Source organism: Lysinibacillus sp. JNUCC 51 (assembly GCF_015999525.1).
Lineage (GTDB): Bacteria > Bacillota > Bacilli > Bacillales_A > Planococcaceae > Lysinibacillus > Lysinibacillus xylanilyticus.
This window is the reverse complement of the sequence record NZ_CP065545.1, coordinates 1683358-1708674: the sequence shown is the minus strand read 5'-3', so window position 1 is coordinate 1708674 and position 25317 is coordinate 1683358. Positions and strand designations below refer to the sequence as shown.

General features: G+C 36.0%; 13 protein-coding genes. 7 read left to right on the top strand and 6 right to left on the bottom strand.

Features of this window, described 5'->3' with window-relative positions:
• Window positions 1–9: 9 nt before the first annotated feature.
• The 3 genes from JNUCC51_RS08390 to JNUCC51_RS08380 form a co-directional block, all read right to left on the bottom strand.
• Window positions 10–1566 carry a putative polysaccharide biosynthesis protein gene (locus JNUCC51_RS08390; protein ID WP_337991608.1) on the bottom strand — a complete coding sequence of 519 codons (1557 nt, stop codon included), beginning with the start codon at window positions 1564–1566 and terminating at the stop codon, window positions 10–12.
• Window positions 1563–2303 carry a WecB/TagA/CpsF family glycosyltransferase gene (locus tag JNUCC51_RS08385; protein WP_337991607.1) on the bottom strand — a complete coding sequence of 247 codons (741 nt, stop codon included), beginning with the start codon at window positions 2301–2303 and terminating at the stop codon, window positions 1563–1565. Before JNUCC51_RS08385 ends, JNUCC51_RS08390 begins: the two co-directional genes overlap by 4 nt.
• 452 nt (window positions 2304–2755) lie before the next feature.
• Window positions 2756–4633, bottom strand: coding sequence for an S-layer homology domain-containing protein (locus tag JNUCC51_RS08380; protein WP_337991606.1), 1878 nt, complete (start codon window positions 4631–4633; stop codon window positions 2756–2758).
• 602 nt (window positions 4634–5235) lie between these two features.
• On the opposite strand from JNUCC51_RS08380, the gene JNUCC51_RS08375 reads away from it, so the two are divergent.
• Window positions 5236–8778, top strand: coding sequence for an S-layer homology domain-containing protein (locus JNUCC51_RS08375; RefSeq protein WP_337991605.1), 3543 nt, complete (start codon window positions 5236–5238; stop codon window positions 8776–8778).
• Window positions 8779–9373: 595 nt separating this feature from the next.
• A complete protein-coding gene (locus tag JNUCC51_RS08370) occupies window positions 9374–10084 on the top strand; it encodes a tyrosine-type recombinase/integrase (RefSeq protein ID WP_337991604.1) in 711 nt (236 codons plus the stop codon).
• A gap of 422 nt (window positions 10085–10506) precedes the next feature.
• On the opposite strand, the gene JNUCC51_RS08365 is transcribed toward JNUCC51_RS08370, so the two are convergent.
• A complete protein-coding gene (locus JNUCC51_RS08365; protein WP_337991603.1) occupies window positions 10507–11346 on the bottom strand; it encodes a copper amine oxidase N-terminal domain-containing protein in 840 nt (279 codons plus the stop codon).
• An 862-nt stretch (window positions 11347–12208) separates the two neighbouring features.
• Between JNUCC51_RS08365 and JNUCC51_RS08360 the strand changes: the two genes are divergently transcribed.
• The 4 genes from JNUCC51_RS08360 (at window position 12209) to JNUCC51_RS24780 (ending at window position 19198) form a co-directional block, all read left to right on the top strand.
• Complete coding sequence (locus JNUCC51_RS08360; RefSeq protein WP_337991602.1) at window positions 12209–14095, top strand: stalk domain-containing protein; 1887 nt, start codon at window positions 12209–12211, stop codon at window positions 14093–14095.
• 357 nt (window positions 14096–14452) lie between these two features.
• Complete coding sequence (locus JNUCC51_RS08355) at window positions 14453–16345, top strand: stalk domain-containing protein (RefSeq protein WP_337991601.1); 1893 nt, start codon at window positions 14453–14455, stop codon at window positions 16343–16345.
• A 70-nt stretch (window positions 16346–16415) separates the two neighbouring features.
• Complete coding sequence (locus JNUCC51_RS08350; RefSeq protein WP_337991600.1) at window positions 16416–18911, top strand: S-layer homology domain-containing protein; 2496 nt, start codon at window positions 16416–16418, stop codon at window positions 18909–18911.
• Window positions 18912–19096: 185 nt separating this feature from the next.
• On the top strand, window positions 19097–19198 hold the full coding sequence (locus JNUCC51_RS24780) for a hypothetical protein (RefSeq protein ID WP_443136980.1): 102 nt from the start codon (window positions 19097–19099) through the stop codon (window positions 19196–19198).
• Window positions 19199–19529: 331 nt separating this feature from the next.
• Here the strand turns inward: JNUCC51_RS24780 and JNUCC51_RS08345 are convergent, their stop codons facing one another.
• Window positions 19530–20786: an HlyD family secretion protein gene (locus JNUCC51_RS08345; RefSeq protein WP_337991599.1), complete on the bottom strand. Its 1257-nt coding sequence runs from the start codon at window positions 20784–20786 to the stop codon at window positions 19530–19532.
• Window positions 20786–21463, bottom strand: a complete 678-nt coding sequence (locus tag JNUCC51_RS08340; protein ID WP_337991598.1) for a hypothetical protein — start codon at window positions 21461–21463, stop codon at window positions 20786–20788. The genes JNUCC51_RS08345 and JNUCC51_RS08340 overlap by 1 nt, the downstream gene beginning before the upstream one ends.
• Before the next feature lie 349 nt (window positions 21464–21812).
• Between JNUCC51_RS08340 and JNUCC51_RS08335 the strand changes: the two genes are divergently transcribed.
• Window positions 21813–25280 (top strand): rhoptry family protein, encoded by a 3468-nt coding sequence (locus tag JNUCC51_RS08335; RefSeq protein ID WP_443136979.1) that lies wholly within the window; start codon window positions 21813–21815, stop codon window positions 25278–25280.
• Window positions 25281–25317 lie beyond the last annotated feature (37 nt).

Below are 25317 nucleotides of genomic sequence, written 5' to 3'. Positions count from 1 at the left end.
CTCTCTTATTTATGAAAACCTTTTTCCGATAATCGGGATTTTCTTTAAATCTTGTTTATTAATGGCTTTCATTAGCCATAATAATAGGAAATAAATAACACTTCCAATTACAATTGCAACAGCTAGATAACCTGTTGCCCACACTCTTGACCACTTCTCAATATCAAACCATAGTGTAGGTAATCCGACTGCAGCTCCCATTAGGATTGAAGATAGGATGATTTTGATTGTATCTTTCCCAAATACAGTGAAGCGAATTGTACGATAAATAAAAATAGAATTTACAATAAATAAAACAAAATAAACAAATAGTGTTGCATATGCAGCCCCATCTAATCCGAAGCCTTGGATAAAGAAGATGTTTGAAAATATCTTTAGTACAACACCACTAATAATGATGATGGCTCCTGTTTTTGCAGCATTCATCCCTTGTAAAATCCCTGTACCAAGTAGTGTCAAAGATGTAAATACAGAGCTGAGGTTAATAATCGCTAACATTAAGCTTCCCTCTAAGTCTGTGAAAAGAGCAAGGTTTAAAGGTAAGGTTAATGCTAGTAACCCTAAAGCAGCTGGCCAAGAAATAAGATTTGTAATACGGTGCGTTTGCTCAATAATCCCACGTGTTTCATCTAATTTACGTTCTGCTAATTTTGTCGTAATCAGTGGAACAAGCGGTAAAATGATAGAAGACGCAAAAACAGTTGTAATTTGAACAAGCGTTAAACCTCGACCGTAAATCCCATAAAGGAAACTAATTTCGCTTGAGTCAGCTCCAGCACTTCTTAAGCCATACGTTACTGTAAAGGAGTCAACAAAGTTAAATAGTGCCATTGTGACAGAACCGATGGCAATCGGAATCGATATTTTTAAAATTGTCTTACCAAAGGATGAGAAATCGTTAAATGTATATTTCTCCTTGCTGGTCACTTTTACAGATGAGCGGAAATATTTCAAGCGTAAATAGAAGAGGGATGCAACAGCCCCAATTACAGAGCCTGCCATAACACCCCCAGCAACAATATCATTGGAATAATCCATTGCAACTAGGAAATAGGCAACAATTAAAATTAGAGCAACTCGCACTAACTGTTCAATTACCTGAGAAATCGCAGTCGGACGCATATCCCCATAGCCTTGGAAAAATCCACGATAGACAGCCATATAAGGAGCAACGAGCAATGTTAGAGCAACAACAATTAACGCAATTTTTGTCGATGGGCCCCCTAAAGCATTTGCGATTTCAGTTGAAAAGCCAAAAATGATTGCAAAACTTAAGACGCCAAAGCATAGTGCTAGGATGCTTGCCGTGACATAAATTTTCTTCACTTTATCTGTGTCTTTTTTTGCATTGGCCTCCGCAATAAGCTTTGAAATGGCAATAGGTATTCCAGCTACCGATAAATAGAGTGCCACCATATAGACTGGATACACTAAACTGAATATACCAAGTACCTCATCACCGGCTATATTTTGGAGCGGAATTCGGAAAATACTACCGATCACTTTAGAAAGCAACGTAGCAACTGTTAGGACAAGTGTGCTTTTGACAAATGTTGACTGACTCATTTTGGTGCACCCTGACCTTTAATTTTTAATGCAAAAACCTTTAAAGCAAATCGAGGAAGGACAAGCATTCTTCCAAAACGACTTGGCTGACGAAGTAGTCGGTAGAGCCATTCGAGATTTAGTTTTTGCCAGATTACAGGAGCACGTTTGACTGTTCCTGCAATAACATCAAAGGAACCACCAACACCCATAAATACACCTTTGCTAAATTGATCTAGATTTTCAGTAATCCATTTCTCTTGTCTTGGCACTCCTAATGCAACAAATACAAGGTCAGGCTTTGATGCTGCAATTTCATTCGCAATATCATTCTTGTTCCAATCAAAAAATCCATCATGATAGCCTACTATATCGACATTTGGATATGTTTGATTGATATTTTTTACGGTCTTTTCGAGCGTTTCATTTTGCGCGCCTAACAGATAGATTTTAAAGCTCTTTTTATTGCCGACTTCCAAAAGTCGTACCATCGTGTCGTAACCAGTGACACGCTCAGGAAGCGGATCACCTAGTATTTGTGCAGCTTTCACAACGCCAATACCATCTGCACAAATGTAAGTAGCTTGCTTCAAATAATTCATGACAGTAGGACTTTCATTTGCCTGCATCACGACTTCGGGATTTGCTGTAATAACGAATGTCTTTTCTTCATGTTCAATACGATTAACGAGTAAATCAACAAACTCTTGCTGATTACTATGTAAAAAGGGTACGCCCATAATCGTTACATGCTTCATATAGTGTTCAAACCTTTCTTTATTTCCTTTTTCACTTCTTTCGGCGGATGTCACGGAATCGGAAAGGAGTTCTTTGTGCAGGCACAATGTCGATTCCGGACGCAATTATGCCGAGGCATAATTGATCTGCAATCTATAATACCACAAAAGCAATATTGACAGGAAATTTTCGGTGATTGTTTGGCATTGCCGTCGGGGACAATGGTATTAGGTGAATCGTGGAGAAGAAGGGGAAGGGAAAGCGCAAATTGCATTTTTAATGTTACCTTTCAAAAGGCGGTAGAAGTAATAAGATATTATGAGTACATAAGCCTAAAAACATGAGTTTCTTCTATTATATATAGCATATAAATGTTATAGGGAAATATTGCGTATCAACATGGGGGAATCAGAGCTTTTCGTGGGTGAACATAAAGAAAGAGTGCGAATTGAAATATTCGCACTCTCTCATCTTAAATTTTTTTTGAATCAAGAGATTCATTTTTTACAATATAATCACCATGAACCCATCCAGTTTTACCATTAAAGATAACCTTATACCAGTTACCGTTTTTTACAAAATCACCATTGTCATCTACAACACCAATGATAAAGCCCTTTGGTTTTACTGTACCTAATATGGAAGACGTAGTAGATGGCTCGCTTCTTACATTTAGAGTGATGTTCATATCGACAATCTGTAATCCATTTTTCAGGCTTACATAATCATCAAATACCCATCCCTCTTGTCCATCCACTTTGACTTTGTACCAACCGCCATTTTCACCGAGCACAGTGAAAGATGTATCTTTTGGTAATTTCTTGATGATGGAAGAAGCATCCGCTGTATTCGGGTAAGTTCTCATATTTAGGTCGTTAACTGTAGCCTGTCCTGTGGCCCCAGCTAAAGCTGTATCTACCGCATATTGCTTTGCAGGAGTAGGTAACGAAGCGGGGGAAGACTGGTTTTGATAGACAGGAACGTCAAATACTAAGTTAGTCGTAGTATTAGCACCAGTTATTTCATAAATGTCATAAATCTTTTGCGCTTGGAGCACTGCCCACATAACATGAGTTGCATACTGATGGATTGTTGGGTTATCAGGATTCCAACGCATTTTATACAATGTGTCCTGCCCAGTACTAATATATTGATCTTTCACAAATTGTGCCCCACCAATAATAGCATCATTGATCGTAAACCATCCATTAGTATAAGCACGTTCAGCACCATATTTATTGGCGTTTGCATCAATGGCCCCAATGCCATATACATTGTATGTTTTCTTAATAGCAGTCAGGCTATCTCGATTTTCAGTCGTTACCATTACTGCTTTACCGTCCTTATCGAGTCCAACTTCAATACCATTTGCCAGTGCTGAAGCTCCATTGGCTGTTTCATGCAATGCATGTGATATCAAATAGATGGCATTCACACTATGATCAACACCTGACTGAATAAAGGCGTCTGCTGTACCGACTAAGTTTCCTTTATTATAGAGAACTTTTTCGTTGATCGCTTTTGCATTTAAATTAGTAACAGCCGACGATAATTTTAAAAATTGATAATAGGAAGGACTATCCTGCATAAAACTTTTAGGGTGAACATAGTATGACACTAGTGCCTCGCTGGCTGTGAAAACGCCAGCACCATCTACTTTTGGATTATTCTTTGCCTGCTTATCCACCACTGCCGTGAAGTTCTGTGAGTAGTTGGTAGTGGTATATTGCTTGCCGCCAACTTCAGGAGCAACTAAATGTATCAATCGATAGAGTACAGTAGCTGACTCAGCACGTGTTGCTTGGGCAAGTGGCGCAAATGTATTGTTCGGTTTACCAACAATCAGCCCTAACGACACGACTTCTTGTACATCGGCATAGGCCCATTTAGCGATACTAGCATTGTCATTAAACTTAAGAGGGGAAGCGGTCGTCTTAATGTTTTGGTAATCGAGAGCTCTTTTTAGCATGGAAGCCATTTGCTGACGATCAATGTTAGCCTTTGGATTAAACTTTCCTTTATCGTCGCCTTTGACTAATTGATAGTAACTGGCTTGCTTTATGACATCGTAATACCAATCTCCTTCACGTACATCTGAGAAGTTAGGTTTCGTAGATACTTCTGGTAAGTCAAGTGCTCTCACTAGAAATGCGGTGAATTCAGCACGAGTAACGGAATCATTCGGACGATAATTACCAGAATCATCACCTTTCATTAAATCGTGGGTAATAAGATAGTTCATTTCATAGTAGGCCCAGTGCTTAGATATATCTTCTGCTGCTACATTTGTAGGTGCTAAATATAACATTGCTATAAGCATGGCCCCGAAAATAGAGAATTTACTTTTCATTCTTTAGCTCCTTTCAATAGTTGATAGGATTCTATCAAGCTACCAAAAGTTTAGCATAAAAATAGGCAATCTATTGTTACAACATGGGAACAGATCCGTTTTTACAGTAATAATAATGAAGGAAAAAACATTCCTGCTTTCGTAATCACGTTATATATTTCTGTTTCTTTACAATTGTGACTAGTTATTTACGGAAGTCTTTAAAATTTGACAATTTCGTATCTATTCCAGAAAATGCTTGGATAATGTTGAGAGTCAGGTATAATAGGAAATGGTACTATATGTTACCAACCTAAATAAGGTAAAATTATTGGTGCATAATGGTTTCCATAATATTCACGGTAAAAAAATCTTCTATATCTAAATTTATGTTATAATGCTTGAATTTAGAGAAAGATAGTGTTATATTATTGGAGAAAGTGAATAAAATTACTAGAATGGTATTCTAATACTCATTTTCTAGTAAATTTACTAAAAAAATTTGCTTGTAGGTTTTTTATTATTCAATGAAGCTATAATACATACATTTTGTTAACAAGCAGTACTATAGTTTTCGTTAGGATAATACCAATTTAAAGGAAATGTTAGGGAGGAATACAATAATGGCAAAGCAAAACAAAGGCCGTAAGTTTTTCGCGGCATCAGCAACAGCAGCACTTGTTGCATCAGCAATCGTTCCTGTAGCATCAGCTGCAACAATCAAAGACTTCGACAAAGTAGCACCTTACGCTAAAGAAGCAGTTCAAGCTCTAGTTGACGCTGGAGTAATCACAGGGGATGAAAAAGGAAACTTCAACCCAACTAACACAATTACTCGTGCAGAAGCAGCTAAAATCTTCACAGGCGCGTTAGAATTAAAAGCAGAAGGTTCTGTAGATTTCAAAGACGTTAAAAAAGACGCTTGGTACTATGATGCTATCGCAGCAACTGTAGAATACGGAATTTTTGAAGGTGTTAGTGCAACTGAATTCGCACCAACTAAACAATTAACTCGTTCAGAAGCAGCTAAAATTCTTGTAGAAGCTTTCGAATTAGAAGGTGAAGCAGATCTTAAAGATTTCGCTGACGCTTCTACTGTTAAACCATGGGCTAAATCTTACCTAGAAGTTGCTGTTTCAAACGGCATTATCAAAGGTACTGAAGTAAATGGTAAAACAAACCTAAACCCAAATGCTTCAATCACTCGTCAAGAATTCGCAGTAGTATTCTCACGTGCTCTTGAGCTTGCAGATACAACTGTAAAAGTTGACAAAGTAGAAGTAGTTGACGCTCAAACTTTAAACGTAACTTTAACAGATGGTACTAAAGAAACTGTTAAATTAGAAAAAGCTTTAGAACCTAACAAAGAAACTGAAGTTACTTTCAAAATCAAAGATGTAGAATACAAAGCAAAAGTTACTTACGTTGTAACTACAGCTACAGCTGTTAAATCTGTATCTGCAACTAACCTTAAAGAAGTAGTAGTTGAATTCGACGGTACTGTTGATAAAGAAACAGCTGAAGATGAAGCTAACTACGCTTTAAAATCAGGTAAAACAATTAAATCTGTTTCTTTATCAGATGATAAGAAAACAGCTACTGTTACACTTACTGATAAACTTACAAACAACAAAGCTGATGCTATTAGCATTTCTAATGTAAAAGCTGGCGATAAAGAAATCAATGTGAAAAATGTTGAATTTACAACAGTAGATAATAAAATTCCAGAAGTTACTGGAATCAAATCTTTAGGAACTAAAGCTGTAAAAGTTACATTATCTGAGCCTGTTGAGAACTTAAGCGCAACAAACTTCACGTTAGATGGAAAAGCGTACTTCGGAAATGTTGTTATGGGTGCTGGTAATAAATCAGTTATCTTAACACCTTACACTACTTCAACTCTTTCTGTTGGCGATCACAAACTTACTGTTTCTGGTGCAAAAGACTTCGCTGGTTTTGTTTCATTAAATTCAACACATGAATTTAAAGTTGTTGAAGATAAAGATGCACCAACAATTACTGAAGCTACTGCAACACTTGAAACTGTTACATTAACATTCTCAGAAGATGTTGATATGGATACAGTAAAAGCTTCTAATGTTTATTGGAAATCTGGAGATTCTAAGAAAGAAGCATCTGAATTCGAGCGTATTGCCGATAATAAATACAAATTCGTATTCAAAGGCGCTGATAAAACTCTTCCAACTGGAAAAGTAGATGTGTATGTAGATGACGTTAAAGATTACTCTGATAACAAAATTGCTAAAGATACAAAAGTTACTGTAACTCCTGAAATCGATCAAACTCGTCCAGAAGTAAGAAAAGTAACTTCTGTTGATGAAAAAACTATCAAAGTTACATTCTCTAAAACTGTTGATAAAGAAACTGCAGAAAAAGCAGGCAACTACACAGTTACAGACAAAGACGGCAAAGTAGTTTCTGTTGATAAAGTAACTGTTGATTCAAAAGATTCTAAATCTGTAATTATTGACCTATACTCAAAAGTAAGTGTTGGTGAAAATACAATTACAATTAAGAATGTTAAAGATGCAACAAAACTTAACAATACAATGCTAGATTACACTGGTAAATTTACAAGATCAGATAAAGAAGGTCCAAAATTCGAAACTGTAATCAATGCTGATGCAAAAGCTAAAAAAGTTGTTTTAAAATTCGACAAAAAAATGGATGCAGCATCTTTAGCTGACTCTTCAAACTACCTAGTTCGTATCGATGGTGCTTTAAAAACATTAACAGATGATGTTGCTACACTTTCAGTTTCAAACGATGCTACAGTAGTAACTATTACTTTTGCAGAGACAATTAAAGGAAATGATGTTCAATTTGCTACTGGTAAAACATCTGGTAAAGCTAATATCGGTGAATTACAAGTTATGGGAGTAAAAGATACTTCTGGTAACGTTCATGATAAATTTAATGGTAAAGATAATATCATTGATTTAACAGTAGGAACTACGAAACTAGCACTTGCTAAAATCGACAAAGATTATGATGCAAAATATACAGCAGAATTAGTTGATAGAAAAACTGTAAAAGTTAAATTCTCAACAGTTATTAAATCAGCATCTTCGAATGCATTTACTTCTAATACACATAAAATTGATTCAATTCAAGTGGATGGAACTTCAACTGTTACAGTTAAATTCAAAGATGAAATTAAAACAGATGGTTCTGATTTAAATTTAGTAGCGAATTTATCTAAATTTGTTGATGTTGCTGATAACGAAGGTCCAGTTAGAGAAGAAACAATTTCTCATACTACAAACTTATTAGATTCTGTTAAACCAGTTCTTGATGGAGAACCTGTTGTTAAAGATGCAACAATTACTTTCACTTTCTCAGAAAGTTTAAAAGCTGGTGGTACTGCAGATGTTTTAGCTACAGACTTAACTGTAACTCGTGTATCTGATAATAAAGATTTAGCAATTACAGATTACAGTGTAGCTGTAAATGATAAAAAACAAGTTGTTATTACACTTAGTGACAAACGTGAAGCTGCAACTGCTTATAAAGTTACAGTGAAAAATGCTAAATATATCATTGATTCAAGTGATAAAAAGAATGCAATTGCTGATTTCAGCAAAACAACAGCTGATAAAGTTCTAACTAATGGAGCTATCGATGATAACGCTGCTGCTGAAGCAATTAAAGCATTAAACAAAGCTATTGATGCAGGTACTGCAACTACAGCACAATATAATGCAGCAAAAATTACAAAAGTTACAGATGCTAACTTAGCAGCTGTGAATAAAGCAGTTCAAGCTGGTAAAACGGCAGCAGCTAAAGACTTAACAGTAACTGAAATCCAAGCATTAGTTGATGCTCATTTAGCAGCAGAAGTTGTTGCTGGTCAAGCAATTAATAGCTTCAAACCAGTAACATTTACACAAACAGGTACTGTAGCTGGTAATGATGTTCAATATAAAACAGCAGCAGATGTAATTGCAAAGCTTCCTACTTCTGTTGAAGTTACTCTTGTTAACGGTAAAACTGTTGCTGTTCCTGTAACATGGACAGATGGTGGTACTTATAAGAGTGATGCAGTTGGTAAATATACATTTACAGCTACTTGGGGTACTTTACCGACTGACGTAAACAATAATGCTAAAGTAGTAGCTCCAACTGTTGAGTTAGAAGTAAAATAAAACTAAACAAAATGCTACTCTATAAGCTGATTTGATTCAGTGAAATGAGTGAAAATGAAAACCCCATGTCTTGCATTTAGCAGGAAACATGGGGTTTTCTTTCTAACTAATACTTCTGATTTATAGGTGAAATACCTTTAATTGGATACGGTTGATTTGCAAGTACCTAATACTTCTGTGTTCAATGCCTTTGCTGAATTACACAAAAGGGATAAAGTTAAGTAAAGTCTTACTCTGGTGGGGATCGAAGAATTGACTGTTAAACTGGTCATTCTTATAGTGGGAAACCAAAAGAATTAAAATGCAAGATGGTAGTAACCCATAGAAAACCTTGATTGGCTAAATGCCTTTTAAGGTTTTCTTTTTTTGAAGAACTATCTAATGCCGAGTAATCTCTTTCGATAAAGGAAATAAGGATAACCATTGTTACTTTAGGACGATGTTTATAGATATGCCTATAGATTATATTTCGAATGAACATTTTAAACTTTTCCTTTTATATAACTATCCCATTTTAATTTATAGGTTTAAAAAATATAAATTTGGTAAATAACTATACTAATTTATTAACCTGAAAGGAGTTAAAAGACTAAAAGTGACACAGAAATACTGGGAAAGCACTCGAGAAGATATCCCGATATTAACAAGAAAAGTTATAAATGAATATTTATTGAGTTTAAAGTTGACTAATAAGGCAGAAGCCACTATTACAAAATATCGATGGATACTAGAGAGATTCTTTTCGGAGTGTTTAGTTTCTTTGGAAGAATTAACATCGGAGGATGTACTTACATGGTTGAATAAGTTTTCAGCTGGCAAGAATACAAAAACATTAAATCTCTTTTTATCAACTCTTTCTTCATTTTTTCGATTTTGTCTAGAGGAAGAGTATTTAGAAAACATGGTAATGAAAACAAGGTGGAGACTTAAAATACCTCAAGGATTACCAAACTATTTACCTGAGCAAGAATATGCTCAGGTAAAATTGGCCGCAGAAAAATTGCCTCTTCGTGATCGAGCGTTAATTCTTTTTCTATTTTCTTCAGGATGTAGGAGGGCAGAAGTCGCGAAACTATGTATTGAAAATGTTAATTTGGATCGCAGAACAGCTGAAATACTAGGAAAAGGGAATAAATATAGACAAATACATTTTTTGGTGGAATGTGCCATTGTTTTAAAAGAGTATTTATTAACTAGAACATATGAAAAAAAAGATCCTTTATTTATGAATAAATTTGGTAATAAGCTTCAATCGAATGGGATCTATAATGTTGTCAGAAAGCTAGGGAAAATGGCCGGACTTTAAAATGCGTATTAGAATTAATCCTAAAATTAATTTTCTATCATTTAGAATAGGATAGCATGGCGAAATTAAAAAACAAAAAAAACCCCCTATCAGTCCATGTAAGAACTAATAGAGGCATTAACTTAGTAAATAGTATAGTTGATATTACAACCTGAATACCGATAAAGTAAATTATCATAGGTTTCCTGAAATTTCCTGAAGGTCAAAAATAAAAAGAGCGTAAGGAACTGCCCCATCTTCAGCGAGGAACTAGGCAAAGATGAAAAAGAAACAGGAATTTTTATAAATGGCGATATCATAGCCCAAAAATATAGTGTCCAACAGCTTTGTTCAAGTATTTTTACTTGTATTATAGTAACTCCTGAAATTCAAATCATAAGCCATTAGCATTATTTATTGGTTTATGTTTATTTTCATGAGTATCATTTCACATGATTTTTATTGATTATTTCCTGTACTGTAGTTTTAATATTGCGATCATATTTTATATCTTTAAAAGTACCTTCATATGTCTTTTTTAAAGAATCACTATTTATATCGTATAGTTCAATCGTATAATCACCTGAAGCCTTACCATTAGCAATAGTTCCATCTAAATACATATAGGCATCATATGCATTAGGAAATCCTGTACCACCGTTTGATACTTGAACGGAATGTTGAGAAAGGAACTCTTGAGTATTATCTAGGTATGAAGTAAAGATAATATCACTTACAATTTCACGGGAAGGATTAAATATATCGTCTTCCTGATAATAACGGTCTTCCGAAATAAGATCTAAATTTAGAGTTGGTAGATTTACAAAATAGTATCTATCAGAAACTTCAAATGTAGTAATAGAAACTGTTTTCGTTTTATTATTCCAGTCAACCTTCGCACCAAGTGCTTCACTAATAAAACGAAGAGGGACAAGAGTTCTACCATTAATAATCTGAGGAGGAACGTCTAAAGTAATCTTTTGTCCATTAACAGTTGCAGTCTTGCTACCAACTACTAAAGTAATTTTTTTTGTACCACGATTAGCTGTAATCGTCTTTGTTTTTGCAGTCCATTGAACTGTTGATTCTAATTCCTCGAAAATTGTTCGCATTGGTACTAAAGTTCGTCCATTAATAGCTACTGCACCTTGGTCAAATTGTATAACATCACCATCAATTTCTACTTTAATAGCAGATGCAGCTTCTGTAGAAGGTGCGAATGCGAAACTAATAACTAATAAAATAAGTGCTAGAGTTAGTCTAGTTGTAATTTTTCTGATCACTTTAAATCTCCTTTAAGCATAATTAAATTGGGTAAATAATAGACTGATAGTCAGCTAATAGCGCTGATTTAAACTGACTGACACTATCCCTTCAGTCTCTGTAGGGTGTTTTTTTGCTGTTCATTCACATAAAGGGGTTGTTTAATTAAGGACTTTCGATAGTCTCTTTTGAGGAGGCTTGAAGCCTAATTCTCCTGTTGGTTGTTGATTACTCTTATTTGTCTTTGACATGTGAGAGGTGGTAAGTTCTTTTGCAGTTCCTTACGCCTTGTAATTATTTCGTCCATTATTTCAGTTATGTATCCAACCTTTCTCTAACGCTTATTGTATTTATTATATAAGTGTTCCTCAAGTATTATTATCTTCCTACAATGGTTCTATTTAGATGGCGCCATTTGCCTATATGATACTTTAAGAAGCACTACCACCCGTAATCGTTTGTTCTTTGCACATTATATTTGGGAAAAGGGTTCGTCTATAACTTCTTTTTAGCTTTCTAGCACTACATGCAATTCAACTGAACGATATGAATGATATTTATTAAAACTTATGCTATATAAATAAGTTGATTGGAATGGAGACTGGGCGACTCCTCGGGGATCAGCGTCACAGATGAGACCCTGCAGCGAAGCGGATGTATTCTGTGCGAAAGCGTAGTGCTAACGTAGCGGCAGCAATAAAAGCGGCTCATCGGACGCCCCCAGGAAAGCGCCCAGTCGGAATGGAAATCAACCACACGCTGTGGTCTAGGCTTACAGTACCTAATTCTACTTTTTTCGATATTAATGCCACATTTTGGGCATTTTTCATGTTAAAATGGTAAATAGTGATTAGAAAAATTTATATAAAAAAGGAGATAGGAATGTTAAACAAATTAAAAGCTTTATCTATTGTTGCAACTGTTGTTTTTGCTTTTATATTTTCTGGACAAACTTCTGCGTCAGCTGCTACTGACAAAGGAATTCAGATACGAAATAATGTTACGATTAATATCGATGGAGAAACGATTCAAATCAAGGATCCAATTTTAAATAAATCGGATTTTCTTCTTTTGCCAATGAGAGCTTTGTATGAGGCGATTGGTGCGAGTGTTGAATGGAACAATGAAACACAAACTGCCACAGCTAATCGCAATGGCAAGGTTATTAATTTAACAATTGATTCTATGACAGCCTTAGTAGATGGATATGAGGTTTCAGTGGATGTTGCACCATTCATCTATAAGGAAAGAACATACATGCCATTGCGCTTTGTTACTGAAAACTTTGATGGAAATGTCAATTGGGACCCTATTACACAAACTGTTAATATTTTATTAGATGATCCTGCAGAGATCCCTCAAGAAGATCCATATATCTTACATGTAAATAATAAGCGTATTGTGATGTCAGATCCAATTGTGACGAAACAATCTAGATCTTATATTCCTGCTGATTATTTAACTGATTATTTAGATAATTCAGCGGGTAATTGGTTGCCAGATAAATCATTTGAATTACAAATTGCTGGCATGAGCTTTGTTTTCAAGGACGGTAGTAATAACGTTCTGATCAACAATGAATCTGTAACAATAGAAGAACAGCCGTTTATTCAAAAAGGGAAAATGTACATTCCTATTACTTTTGTTGTCAATTCATTAGGAGGAAACCTACGTTATATTAGCGAAAAAAGAGAAATGTATATTTATGTTTATCGCGCTATGTATACAAGTGACTTCCTAGAAAAATCTTTTGGATCTACATCTTATCCTCAACCTGTTCCTTCTGCTCGATTAGAAGGAGACCGTGATTTGATGATCAGTGATAATCCAGAAAATTTAACGCACGATCTACTACCTAAATCAAATGCTACGCTTGCACAATATCATGTAACACCTACTTCAGCTACAAATAAGCATCGAATATTTGGCTGGCATTTAAATAAGCTAGGAGAAACGGTGAATATTGGTATTACGATCGAGAATACTTCAAGCTCTGAAAGTATTAAGGTCAGCAGTGCTAAAGGTATTACTCAAATGTCTGGGAATAATTGGGTAGGTCATGATATTGGTTTATCGATTGCAGATGCAACGTTAAATGGAAAGCTTAAAAAATCTGACAGTACAGGTGTTGTTATCGCACCAGGAGAAACAAAGGTGATCGAAACGTTCGAGATGTTCCCTGATTATGTCGTTGGATTTTTACATGATATAGACATCCAAGCAGTTAATGGTGGAAGTCCAGATTATATGATTCGAACAGTATTAACGAAGACTAATAGTGATTTAACAAAGATCAAAACGGACGCTGTGGCAATTGATGAATATGCGAAGCATCCACGAGGTGCTTGGCCGAGTGCTACTATTCTAGCAGATTTTCCAGCCTATACAGTAGATACACCAGAGGTTGGTTATAACATTTCAAATGGACGAACAGATCATTTGCAAACGACAGAAAATTCACTGTCACAAATCAATGGTGCACTAGGGAATCCTGGTCACTTCGGTATGAATTATAAGGTATCGATCCCACTTATCAATGATACTGGAGAGTCAAAAACGATCAAGGTTAAGTTAACTGGTCGAGGTGGCTTATACAGTGGTGCAGTGAAGTTCAATGGCAAAGTGTACTTAGTGCCTTCGTTGCGATCAAGCTCAGAATATGTTGAATTTGAATATAAGATGAAGGGTTCTTCAGAAAAGATTGAGCTAGAATTAATGCATGCAGGTGGAGTAAATCTTCCAGTAGCTATTTATGTAGAGACAAAATAAATGAAGTTCCTGGCACGAATGTGTTTCACAACATGTTTCGTGCCATTCTTTTAACTTCTTTCAGCAAATGTATTATGTAGCGAAAGCGAAGTGACGGCTGGTAGACTGATTGTTAATTCTATGCTTCCTTCTCAATATATGGCGAAACCTATAAGAAAAGAATTAATAGACATATTTAAGTGATTAAAGAAGAAGCTCATAGGGTCTTGGAAAATCCTAAGATTTCCATACATCTTTTGCAGGAATAGTATTTAGGTGCCAGTACCTAAATCGACTTTTTTCGATAATGATACCACGTTTTGGACTTTTTTCATGTTAAGATGGTTTGTAGATTAATTATGGAAAAAGGAGTTTAAGATGTTTAGTAAATTTAAGGCTTCATGTATGATTACCACAGTTGCTTTGGCCACGATATTACCTGTACAACCCTCTGCATCAGCTGCTAGTAACAATGGGATTCACATCAAAAATAATGTTTCTATTAATATCAATGGTGAGACTCTCAAAGTGGCTGATCCGATTGTAAATAAATCTGATTATCTTTTTTTACCAATGAGAGCTTTGTATGAGGCGGTTGGTGCCAGTGTGGATTGGAAGAAAGAAACACTTACTGCGTCAGCTATTCGAAATGGCAAGTTGGTTGATTTAACAATAGGTTCAAATACAGCCTTAGTTGATGGACAAAAGATGCCAATGGTTGTTGCACCATTTATGTATAAGGACCGTACTTACATGCCATTGCGTTTCGTCAGTGAAAATTTTGGTGGTAACGTGAACTGGAATCCTACTACACAAACTGTCGATATCTCATTAACAGATGAGACACCAGGAAAACCTCAAGGGGATCCATATATTTTACATATTAATAATGAACGCATTGTGATGGAGGATCCAATTATCGTAAAGCAATCGAGGTCCTATATCCCGGCTAAATATATATATGATAACTTAGAAGATTCTTCTGGCACGTTGTTACCTGATAACTCGTTTGAATTGCAAATTGCGGGAATGAGCTTTGTTTTTAAGGAAAATAGTAGCCAAGTTCTAATAAACGATGAAGTTGTGACAATGGAAGCAAAACCATTTATGCAAAATGGGAAGATGTATGTTCCTGTTAGTTTTATTGTCAACGCATTAGGTGGGAATTTACGTTATATTGAAGATAAAAGAGAATTGTATCTTTATGTCTATCAATATATGTATACAAGCTCCTTCCTTGAAAAATCTTATGGTGCTACATCAAAGCCTGGTATTGTTCCTTCTGCTCGTTTAGAAGGAGATCGTGATTTGTTAATTAGTGATAATCCAGAAACGTTAACGAGTAAGCTGATTCCTAAATCTACCGCTACGCTTGCCCAATATCAAGTGAAAGCAACATCAGCTACAAATAAACATCGAGTATTTGGCTGGCATTACAATACGTTAGGGACAGATGTACAAATCGGTATTACAGTTCAAAATACTTCTAGTACTGAAAGCATCGAAGTAATCGACTCTAAAGGTACTAGCCAACAAACGGGAAATAGCTGGGTTGGCCATGATATTGGTTTAACCATTGCTGATGCAACGTTAAATGATAAGCTTAAAAAATCTAGTAGTAAAGGGATTGTCATCGCACCAGGAGAAACAAAGGTGATCGAATCATATGATTTGCTCCGTGATTATATCATTGGTTTTTTACATGATTTAGATATTAAAGCTGTCAATGGTGGGACTCCAGAGTATACGATTCGAACAGTATTAACAAAGAATAATAGTAATTTAACAAGCATTTTATCAGATCCTGTTCCGATTGATGTATCTGCGAAGCATCCAAGAGGTGCCTGGACGAGCTCTACTATTCTTGCAGAACTTCCTGCTTATACAGTAGATTCACCAGAAGTAGGCTATAACATTTCAAATAGTAGTACAGATCATTTTCTAACAACAGAAAATTCACTTTCTCAAATCAATGGAGCAATCGGGAATCCTGGTCATTTCGGAATGAACTATAAGGTGTCGATTCCGCTTGTTAATCAAACTGGAACAACAAAAACGATCAAGCTTAAATTAGCTGGTCGAGGCGGCATATACAGTGGTGCAGTAAAGGTCAATGGCAAAGTGTATCTAGTACCTACATTGAGAGTTGGTACAGAATATGTTGAATTACCGGATTACATTATGCAAGGTTCATCAGAAAAGCTTGAGTTAGAATTCATGCATGCGGGCGGAGTAAATCTCCCAGTAGCTATTTATGTAGAAACAAAATAAATGAAGTCCCTGGCACGAATGTGGTTCACAATATGACTCGTGCTATACTTTTTGATTCGGAGTGAAAAAATTGGTAAGAAAACTAGTAACGATTGTTGTAGTATTTTTCGTTTTAATGCTATCTGTAAATCCAAGTTATGCAAATGCAGCCGTTTTTGATAATAAAATAAAAGAAGAAAAGAAAGAAGTATCGCCACAAGTAACTCATATACAGCAGACCTATAGTTCTAATAATATTCGTGAGTTTGTAAATGTGTTAGATGTTAATTTAAATAATACATATACAAAACTTGAAGTAGGTGTACCAAAACCTATTAACTCACTTCAAACAACGACGAATATGGCAAAGCAAAACACATATGATGGACATCGTGTTGTTGGAGCTGTCAATGCTTCATACTTCTTAGGAAATGGCATGCCTGCCAACTTGTTAGCTGAAAAGAATGAAATCATTAACTATGGTATTTTGGGAGATACATTTGATAGTCCAACACAAAAGCCTGTTGCTTTTGGGGTATCAAAAACAGGGAAGGCGATAGCAGGCTATTATTCTACTAAGCTATCCTTTCAAGTAAATGGTAAAAGTTATCCGATTGATCTTATTAATAGTGAAAGAACGACTAATAAAACAGTATTATACACACCTGATAAAAAAACAACAGGGTCAAATAATTGGGGTATAGAAATAGTTGTCTCAAATGCTAGTCAAGATATGAAAGTATTACATTTCGGAGATAGCCTCTCAGGGACGGTTTCAAAAGTAACTGCGTACGGTGCAGAGGGGAATTCAGCAGTACCTTCAGATGGCTTTGTTATTTCGGTGCAAAATAAAGAGCTGGCAACTGAACTTAGCCAAATTGCTGCAGGTACAAACATTGACGTGAATCTAGCTATTGATGAAAAATGGATGGATGCTCAGTTTATTTTAGCTGCAGGACCTATGTTAGTGAATAATGGTAAAATAGACATTTCTATGCCAACGAGTTCTTCATTTGCATCAGCTCGCAGTCCTCGTACTGCAGTGGCAGTAGATGCAACTGGTACAAAAGTGTTTGTTGTTACAGTAGATGGTAGATTAACTGGTCATAGTAATGGCGTTAATTTAACAGAGTTAGCTTCATATTTAATCTCAATGGGTGCTACTTCGGCCATCAACCTTGATGGAGGCGGCTCTACAGCGATGGTTGTTAGAAATCCAGGTGGCAATTTTGCGAACCTTGTGAACGTCCCTTCAGATGGTGGTGAACGTCGTGTATCAGCCATTTTACAGGTTGTCAATACAGCGCCTCTAGGGAAAGCAAAATCCATTACGTTAAACAATGTGAACCAAGTCATGAAAGGTTCATCTGTTGACATGAAAGTGGTTAGTGCCTACGACCAATACCTAAATCCTATGACAATCAACCCGTCTAACATGAAATGGTCGGTTGAAGGCAATATCGGTAAGATGGATGGTGCAACCTTTACAGCTACACAAAAAGGGGAAGGCAAAATTATCGGTGAGTATGACGGTGTGCGAACATCAACAACTGTGAAAGTTGTTGATTTATCACAAGAAAAACCTATTTTACTAGATAGCTTTGATAATGCTTCATCATGGACGGTGGAAGTTGCAAAAGCAAATGCTTCCATCACAAATGCTAAAGACTATGCTAGACAGGGAACTGCTAGCTTAAAGCTAAATTATGATTTTACAACATCAGGAACAGGTACAAAAGCAGCATATATGGTAGCTAAAACACCGATTTCTATTACAGGAAAGCCAAATAACATAGGCGTTTGGGTGTTTGGAGATGCTGGGAAGCAGTGGCTTCGAGGGGTGCTTGTAGATGGTTCAGGAGCAAAGCGCACAATTGACTTCACTAGCCAAGGCGGTATGGACTGGAATGGCTGGAAGTACGTCACAGCGAAGATTCCAAATGATGTTACACTACCATTGAAATTCGAACGATTATACGTTGCACAGCCTACAGCCTCTCTTCAAAAGAAAGGACAGCTATATTTCGATCAATTACAGGCTGTGTATCAAGACAATCATGAGGAATTAGTCTATACAGATGTAACGAAAGGCCACTGGGCTTTTTCAGATATCCAAAGTTTGAATAATAAATCCCTTATTAAAGGATACTCGAATGGAACATTTAAACCAGAAGCATCTATTACGCGTGCAGAGGCAGCTACTATTATTGCAAGGGCTCTCAATTTAACAACAACGAAGGCACCAAGCTTTAAAGATGTCAGCAAGGACCATTACGCATACAATGCCATTGCTGCTGTAGAGCAAGCCGGGATTATTAAAGGGCAAGAAGTAGGGAAGTTCAATCCGAACGGACAGCTTACACGTGCTGAAATGTCAGCGATTTTAACAAGAGCTTATAAATTAACAGGCACAAGTAAAGTAAACTTTACGGATATTAAATCGACGCATTGGGCGTATAGCGATATCCAAGCGCTTGTAGCAAATAACCTAACAAGCGGCTTCCCAGATAATACATTCAGACCAGACATACAAATTACACGTGCACAATTCTCAAGCTTCTTAAATAGATGCTTAGAATTAAAATAATAAAAGCACTTCAAACAAAACCCTGTAGGATTGAACTACAGGGTTTTGTCATGTAGCAAGGTTTCAAAAGCATTTGTGGCTGTCACATAAAACACTCATAGCGAGCTATCAATTTATCACTGTTTTAGTTTTGTGTGTGTATCTTTTTTGCTCTTTTGCAGGTGGATGTCGATAAATATTAAAAGTTGGTTGATAAAACGAAAAAGTTAGTCGATAAAATTCAAAAGTTGGTTGATAAAACAAAAAAGTTAGTCGATAAAATTCAAAAGTTGAGTGATAAAACGTAAAAGTGTTCGATAAAACACAAAAGTTGGATAATGAATTATTAAAACGTGCTGTCGCTTTGTTAGCACTACGCTTTCGCGCAAAAAACACTTATGGCCCGAGTGGCTCATCGAACGCACCCAGCCGGAACGAAAATCAACCCTCCTTTTGCCGAAAAGCCAGCCATACTAGGTTTTGTTTATTATGGAGAGTAACTAAATATTTATTTACAATCACCAATGAAAAAATCCGCCTAGATTTCTGTGAGAAGAGCAAACCGTTGCTGCTCTTTTTTGCCCACAGAAATTGAAGCGGATTTTTATTATATGCCGTTTGCTAACTAGCAACACTTAGTTAAAAAATAATATATTTAACATAGTGTTTCCAATCTAAGTCCTTGAAATGTTTCCATTGGATTTTCTCGACAGGCATTGTACGGAAGGCATAGGCTGAAAGATTACGTTTTTCATCGGATAGCATAGGTGTTCCTTCATCTAAACTGTCAGTAAAAATAGCTGACTGTGCAGTTTTGAAGTCAACATGAATAACCTTTTGCTCAATTTTGCCGTCCTGTCCAATAATGTATATTTTTTTACCTTTCTTTTTAGTAGCTTGCACCCACGATTTATCTATTTTATAAGAATCAGATGCTTCGTTGACAATGATGGAGGCTTTGCCAGTAGTCGAAAATGGAATGTCCTCCATTGCATCATCTTGTTGCAACACTACTTCATAATTCGTTGGTTGAGGTAAGGCTGCTGTTTTTGCAAGTTCGTTACCCCAAATAGAAGAATCGTTTGAAGCTATCATTTGTTTTTCTAGTACTGTACCAGATAAGGAATCCTTCAAATGTTTTACTTTAAAATCAACGGTTTGTCCTTCCGACACTTTTTGCCATTCATCCTCTGATAAATATGCGAGCATCGTTTTTTCAGTAGAATAGATTTCAAATGTGACTGTTCCAGCTTCCTCCTTAATGCTTGCAATAACACCGTCCACTGGGCTAACCATACCTTGGCGAGACTGTATTTGTTCAATTTGTGCATCCATTAGCGCAATTTGACGATTTGTTTCGGCAATATGTTGATTCAAAATGGCTACTGCTGCCGATGGTGAACTTTGCTGTCCTAGCTCCAATTTTAGTGTGACAGATAATGTGCCGTTTATTTGGTCCGTATTGACGGAACTTTTCGGATCAGATGTATCACTATAATCACTCTCGATTTGCGAGAGTGCATCTTCTAAATCACTTAGTTCACTTTCATAGGCTGTACGTTCTGCCTCAAGCTTTGTTAACTCACTATCTACTTCTTCTGTTTTATAGGTAGCCAGTAAATCAGAAGGTGTTACATTTTGGCCACGCTTAACATTCACCGCTGATAAGCTTGTCGCATCGGCTGTGATCGTGTATGTTTCAGCGGGCGCTACAATCGTTTCTTTATTGACACGTTCTGTATTTGTACCTTTATAGGCTCTTTGAAATTCATCGATAAAGTAGGATCGTGTAATTTTGCTATCGTCTTTAAAGACAAAATAAGCATTTACGCTGACTAATAGCATTGTCAACACGATGGCCAAGCTTGTCCAAGGTTTTGATTTGAAAAATGCCATTATCCTAACCCCCTAGTAATCCATTCTTTAATTGGTAAAACACTAATCATACCGACAAATAAGGCCATAAATAATTGTATACCAATAATTTTTACTAATAATATTTTTCTACTCGCCTCTTCTTCCCATTTAGAAAGGAAAGTGAATTGTACAACAATTGTTAGCATAGTTGCCACTGTCAACTGATTGAGTGTAAATAAGACGTAATCTGTACTCATCACCTGCACTGCAAGGGGAGCTAAAGAAAAGAATGAAAAGAGTGTTGTATAGCCAGTTACATAGAAAACAGCAAATAATATTGTTTTTTCGATTAATAAAAATGTGACAACATATAATTGGACTTTTTTAATCCATGTATACGGAATGTCTGTTAAAAGGTGTAAAAGGTAGGTAACACCGTAGTAATGGAAGCAAAAATAGACAATAGCCCACAAAATGGCACCAAGCATCGAAAGTAAACGAGCTACGTAGTATTCATTATGTAAATCCATTGCGAACAATGACGTTAAATTTTCAGTACCCATCCCCCAAAACTCACGTGCAGTGAATAACAGAATGAATAAAATGAAAACCGTCAAAGAACGTTTTTTGTATCCAATAATCTCGCCTTCTTCTACGATTTTAGTAAAGTAGGTTGGATTTTTTAAGCTATGCCAAAATTTATAGTGGTAAAACATATACAGCTCCCTTTCTTTCAAAATAGTAAATATCAAAGTTGTAGTATACACCTTGTTAAACGATATTGACATATAAAAATAGCTGTTTTTGTCCAATAATTCCGTGAAAAAAACACTTTATGAAACTACATGTCGAATGGTGAAAAACATCATATAAAACTATTGTATAGTATAATTGAAAAAACTTCCTGTATTTCTAGCTAGTTATTATGAAAAATTATTTTGTTGCGCTTTATATTGTAAATAATGGCTTGAAATCGCATGAATTACACCGATACAAAAGTAATGAATTGTAATGAAAATGACCACAATCATTTTCCTATACATAAAAAATGAAAGGGTGGTTCCATTGAATCGAAAATTGACGGCGGGAGTCATAACGAGTCTATTACTAGCACCTACGGCTATAGCGAATGCACAGGAAAGTGATGCACAGACTCGTGTACCACAAACAGAGCAAGTTGCCAACTTTAACGGGGTAGCTGCAGCAACGACAAAAGAACAAATGATAGCACAATTTGCGAAGCTTTCTGAGAATTCGACAGCAGATGAAATGGTTATTGCAAAGGGTGATGTAGCAAACCTAAGTACGACAGATTTTAATAGTGAGGAGATTACGTTTATTCAAGCGAAGTATGACTATATTGTCGCGCAACGTCAACTTCTAAGCAAATTAAAGGAAATCGGGACGAGTATCAATGGGTTATCCTATACAAGTAAGACATTTATAGGTGATGTTGCAACTTTAGAAGATGCATATGTTAAATTTTTAGGCAGTGAATCAGAAACTAATTCATACCTAGATGTCCAAAAAAAATTCGCAACAGCTGTCAACTCAGCACTGTCAAATGGAGCTAAAGATATTGCTTCGACTATTCGTGGCACAGCCTTACAATATGGCTATGATGAGGCTGCACGCAATGCCTATTTTAAAGCAAAGGGAGCAGATATTGCTAAGCTGTTTAAATTAAAGGAAGACGCAGCTGCGGTATTACCAGCAACTAAAGAACTTGAGGATTTCGTAGCTCAATTAAAGCAAAATCCAAATGACTTTGCAGCCATTTCAGCTGCGTCGGAAAAAGTTACGACAGCTTATAATGCACTAACAGCGGATCAAAAGAAAGTGATCGTAGCCTATAATCCAAATAACGATTCTGTAACACCTTATAAAAAGTATACGGATGCCTTATCAAATTTATCTTCGGCTACTAAAGCGGTGCAAAGCGTGGAAAAATTAATCGATGGCTTAGATCCTGGATCTTCTACTTTTGAAAGCAAAACACTTGCTGCCAAGGCTGCCTTTGACAAGCTTGGTGAAGGTGAAAAAGCATTAGTGCAAAAAAGAGATAAATTAGAGTTATTTTTCCAATATGCTGATTTATCGAAGCAAGTAAATGCACTAAATTCATCGATGAAGGATTACAAAGCACAAGTAGAGGCATTACAAACTAAAGTAGCTGCGTTAAATGCCGGGAATAGTAGCGATGCAGCAGCGTTGGATGCAATTAAAAACAAGCTAGAGACTAAATTGTCCCAACTTGCAAATGAAGAAAAAGCAGTAGCAGACGTTATCGATCAAATTGCTAATTTAAGTAGCTCTAAAAATCTAGTAGTGGATATGCTAACAGCACGCTCCGCCTATAACGCACTTCCTTCAGGAGCTAAAAGCCGTGTGACAAACATTAAAATCCTAACAGATTTAGAGAAATCACATAAGGCTGTTGTCAATGTTATTGATCTTTATGAAAAATTAGATCCAGCATCTAAAAGTTATATTTCAAAAGCGAAATCTGCTTATACAGCTTACGCAAAACTGGACGAGACAAAACGAGGGTATGTCAGAAATTATAATAATTTAAATGATGTGATCACTGTAACAGAAGTGATTGTTCAAATAAATGCCCTAAATCCATCTCAAAAGACGTATAAAGACAATGTGGCGAAAGCAAATGAAGCGTTTAATAAATTAGCCGAAGAACAAAAATTGAAGGTAGTAAATAGTGGTGAATTAACAAAAGCACAGGGCTATATCGATACAGCCAAGGCATTTGATGATCGTGTCTTAGCATTAGCAAATGAACACCCAGATACTTTTGTGGCGAAGGTAGCTGCATTATCTGCAGAGTACAAAATAATGGATAAAAATGCGAAGAAACTAGTAGAGCAGGCAAAAACCTTAACCGATTACGAGAAAAATAATAAAGCTGTTATTAAGGTTATTCAAATGATCGATGCCTTAAATCCAACAAGTAAGGATTATACAAAAAAAGTACTCGCTGCGCGTAAGGCATATAATGCATTGGATGAAGTATCGCAAAAACGTGTGACGAACTATGCGAATCTAACTGCGGTTGAAGATGTGGCTTCATTGATTGGCCTAATTTCATCAATAAAGCCATCAAGCAAGACATTCTTCCAAGATATGAAAACAGCACGTGAGATGTATGATGCGCTACCTCAAGAGAAGCAACAAGTGATCATTAATTACGATGCACTAGTAGCAGCAGAAAATGAGCAAGGAGTAGCACATAAGGTTGTTGAGCTTATTGATTCAACTAAAGAGCAGGGTGCAGACTATTTAACGAAGCTTATGAATGCGCGTGTTGCGTATGATGAGCTAACTTCTAATCAAAAGAGATTAGTGACAAATATTAAAGATTTGACAGAACGTGAAAAAGCGGTAAAACCTATTTTAAATGTGATGGTGCAAATTAATAATTTGGATCCGTCCTCAAATAATTTTGTCAGCAAGGTCAATTCTGCGCGTAAGGCGTATGATAATTTAAGTAAAGATCAGAAAAAATATATCAATAATATTGATATTCTACAAACCTATGAGCCCGTTTCAATGGTTATTGAATTAATTAGTAAACTGAAATCTTCAAGTAATACATACCTTGAGGATACAATTCGTGCACGTTCGCTTTATGATGCGCTAGCGCCAGATATGAAGCAATATGTTACAAACTATTACTTATTACAAGCAGCAGAAACAAGCATTTTAGGTGCGGGTAATGTTATGCAGATGATTAATGATTTACCGTCTGTAGATCCGAAGCAGTATGTAAAACGTATTCAGGAAATTCGTGCAGCTTATAACGCTTTACCAAAGGATCAACAAAGAGCCGTACAAAATTACAAAGTGTTACAAGATCAAGAGAATCTTTTGAAACCTGTCATAAGTGTTGTAGAGGATATTGATAGACTACTTACTGCCAAAGACATGAATAGTCAATATCAAAAGATCTTAAAAGCCTTTGATAAGCTTAATGCCGAACAAAGACGATACGTTTATAATGACGACCTATTATTATCATTAGATAACGTAATAAAAGTATATAAGAACATTGCTAGTTTAAATCCAAATGACAAATTTTACTTTGGTATGGTTGAAGCAGTACGAAAAGAGTACGATAGCTTAAATACGACAGATAAGCAAAGGATTACTAATTATTCGATCTTGTTAGAAGCGGAGAAAAGTATGGCCGATGTAAAGAAAGTCGTTGAATTAATTGCTGGCCTCTCACCTACCTCTTCAACGTATTTAGAGGATGTAGCGAATGCAGTCGCAGCCTATAAAGCTTTAGATTCAAAATTAAGAGGGCAAGTCATCAATTACGATGTATTAAAGAAAGCTGAAAAGGATGCAGAGGCTGTTCGAAAAGTAGTTGAAGCTATCTCTGTTATTGATCCAGACAACTCGTCATTTGAGAAAAAGGTGTTAGCCGCTCAAAAACTATATAACTCACTTACGCTGGAGCAACAGGATTTAGTATATAACTATCGCATTCTTGAAGAATATTTAAAAATGATTTAACTTCTTTCAGCAATTGTTTTATGTAGCGAAAGCAAAG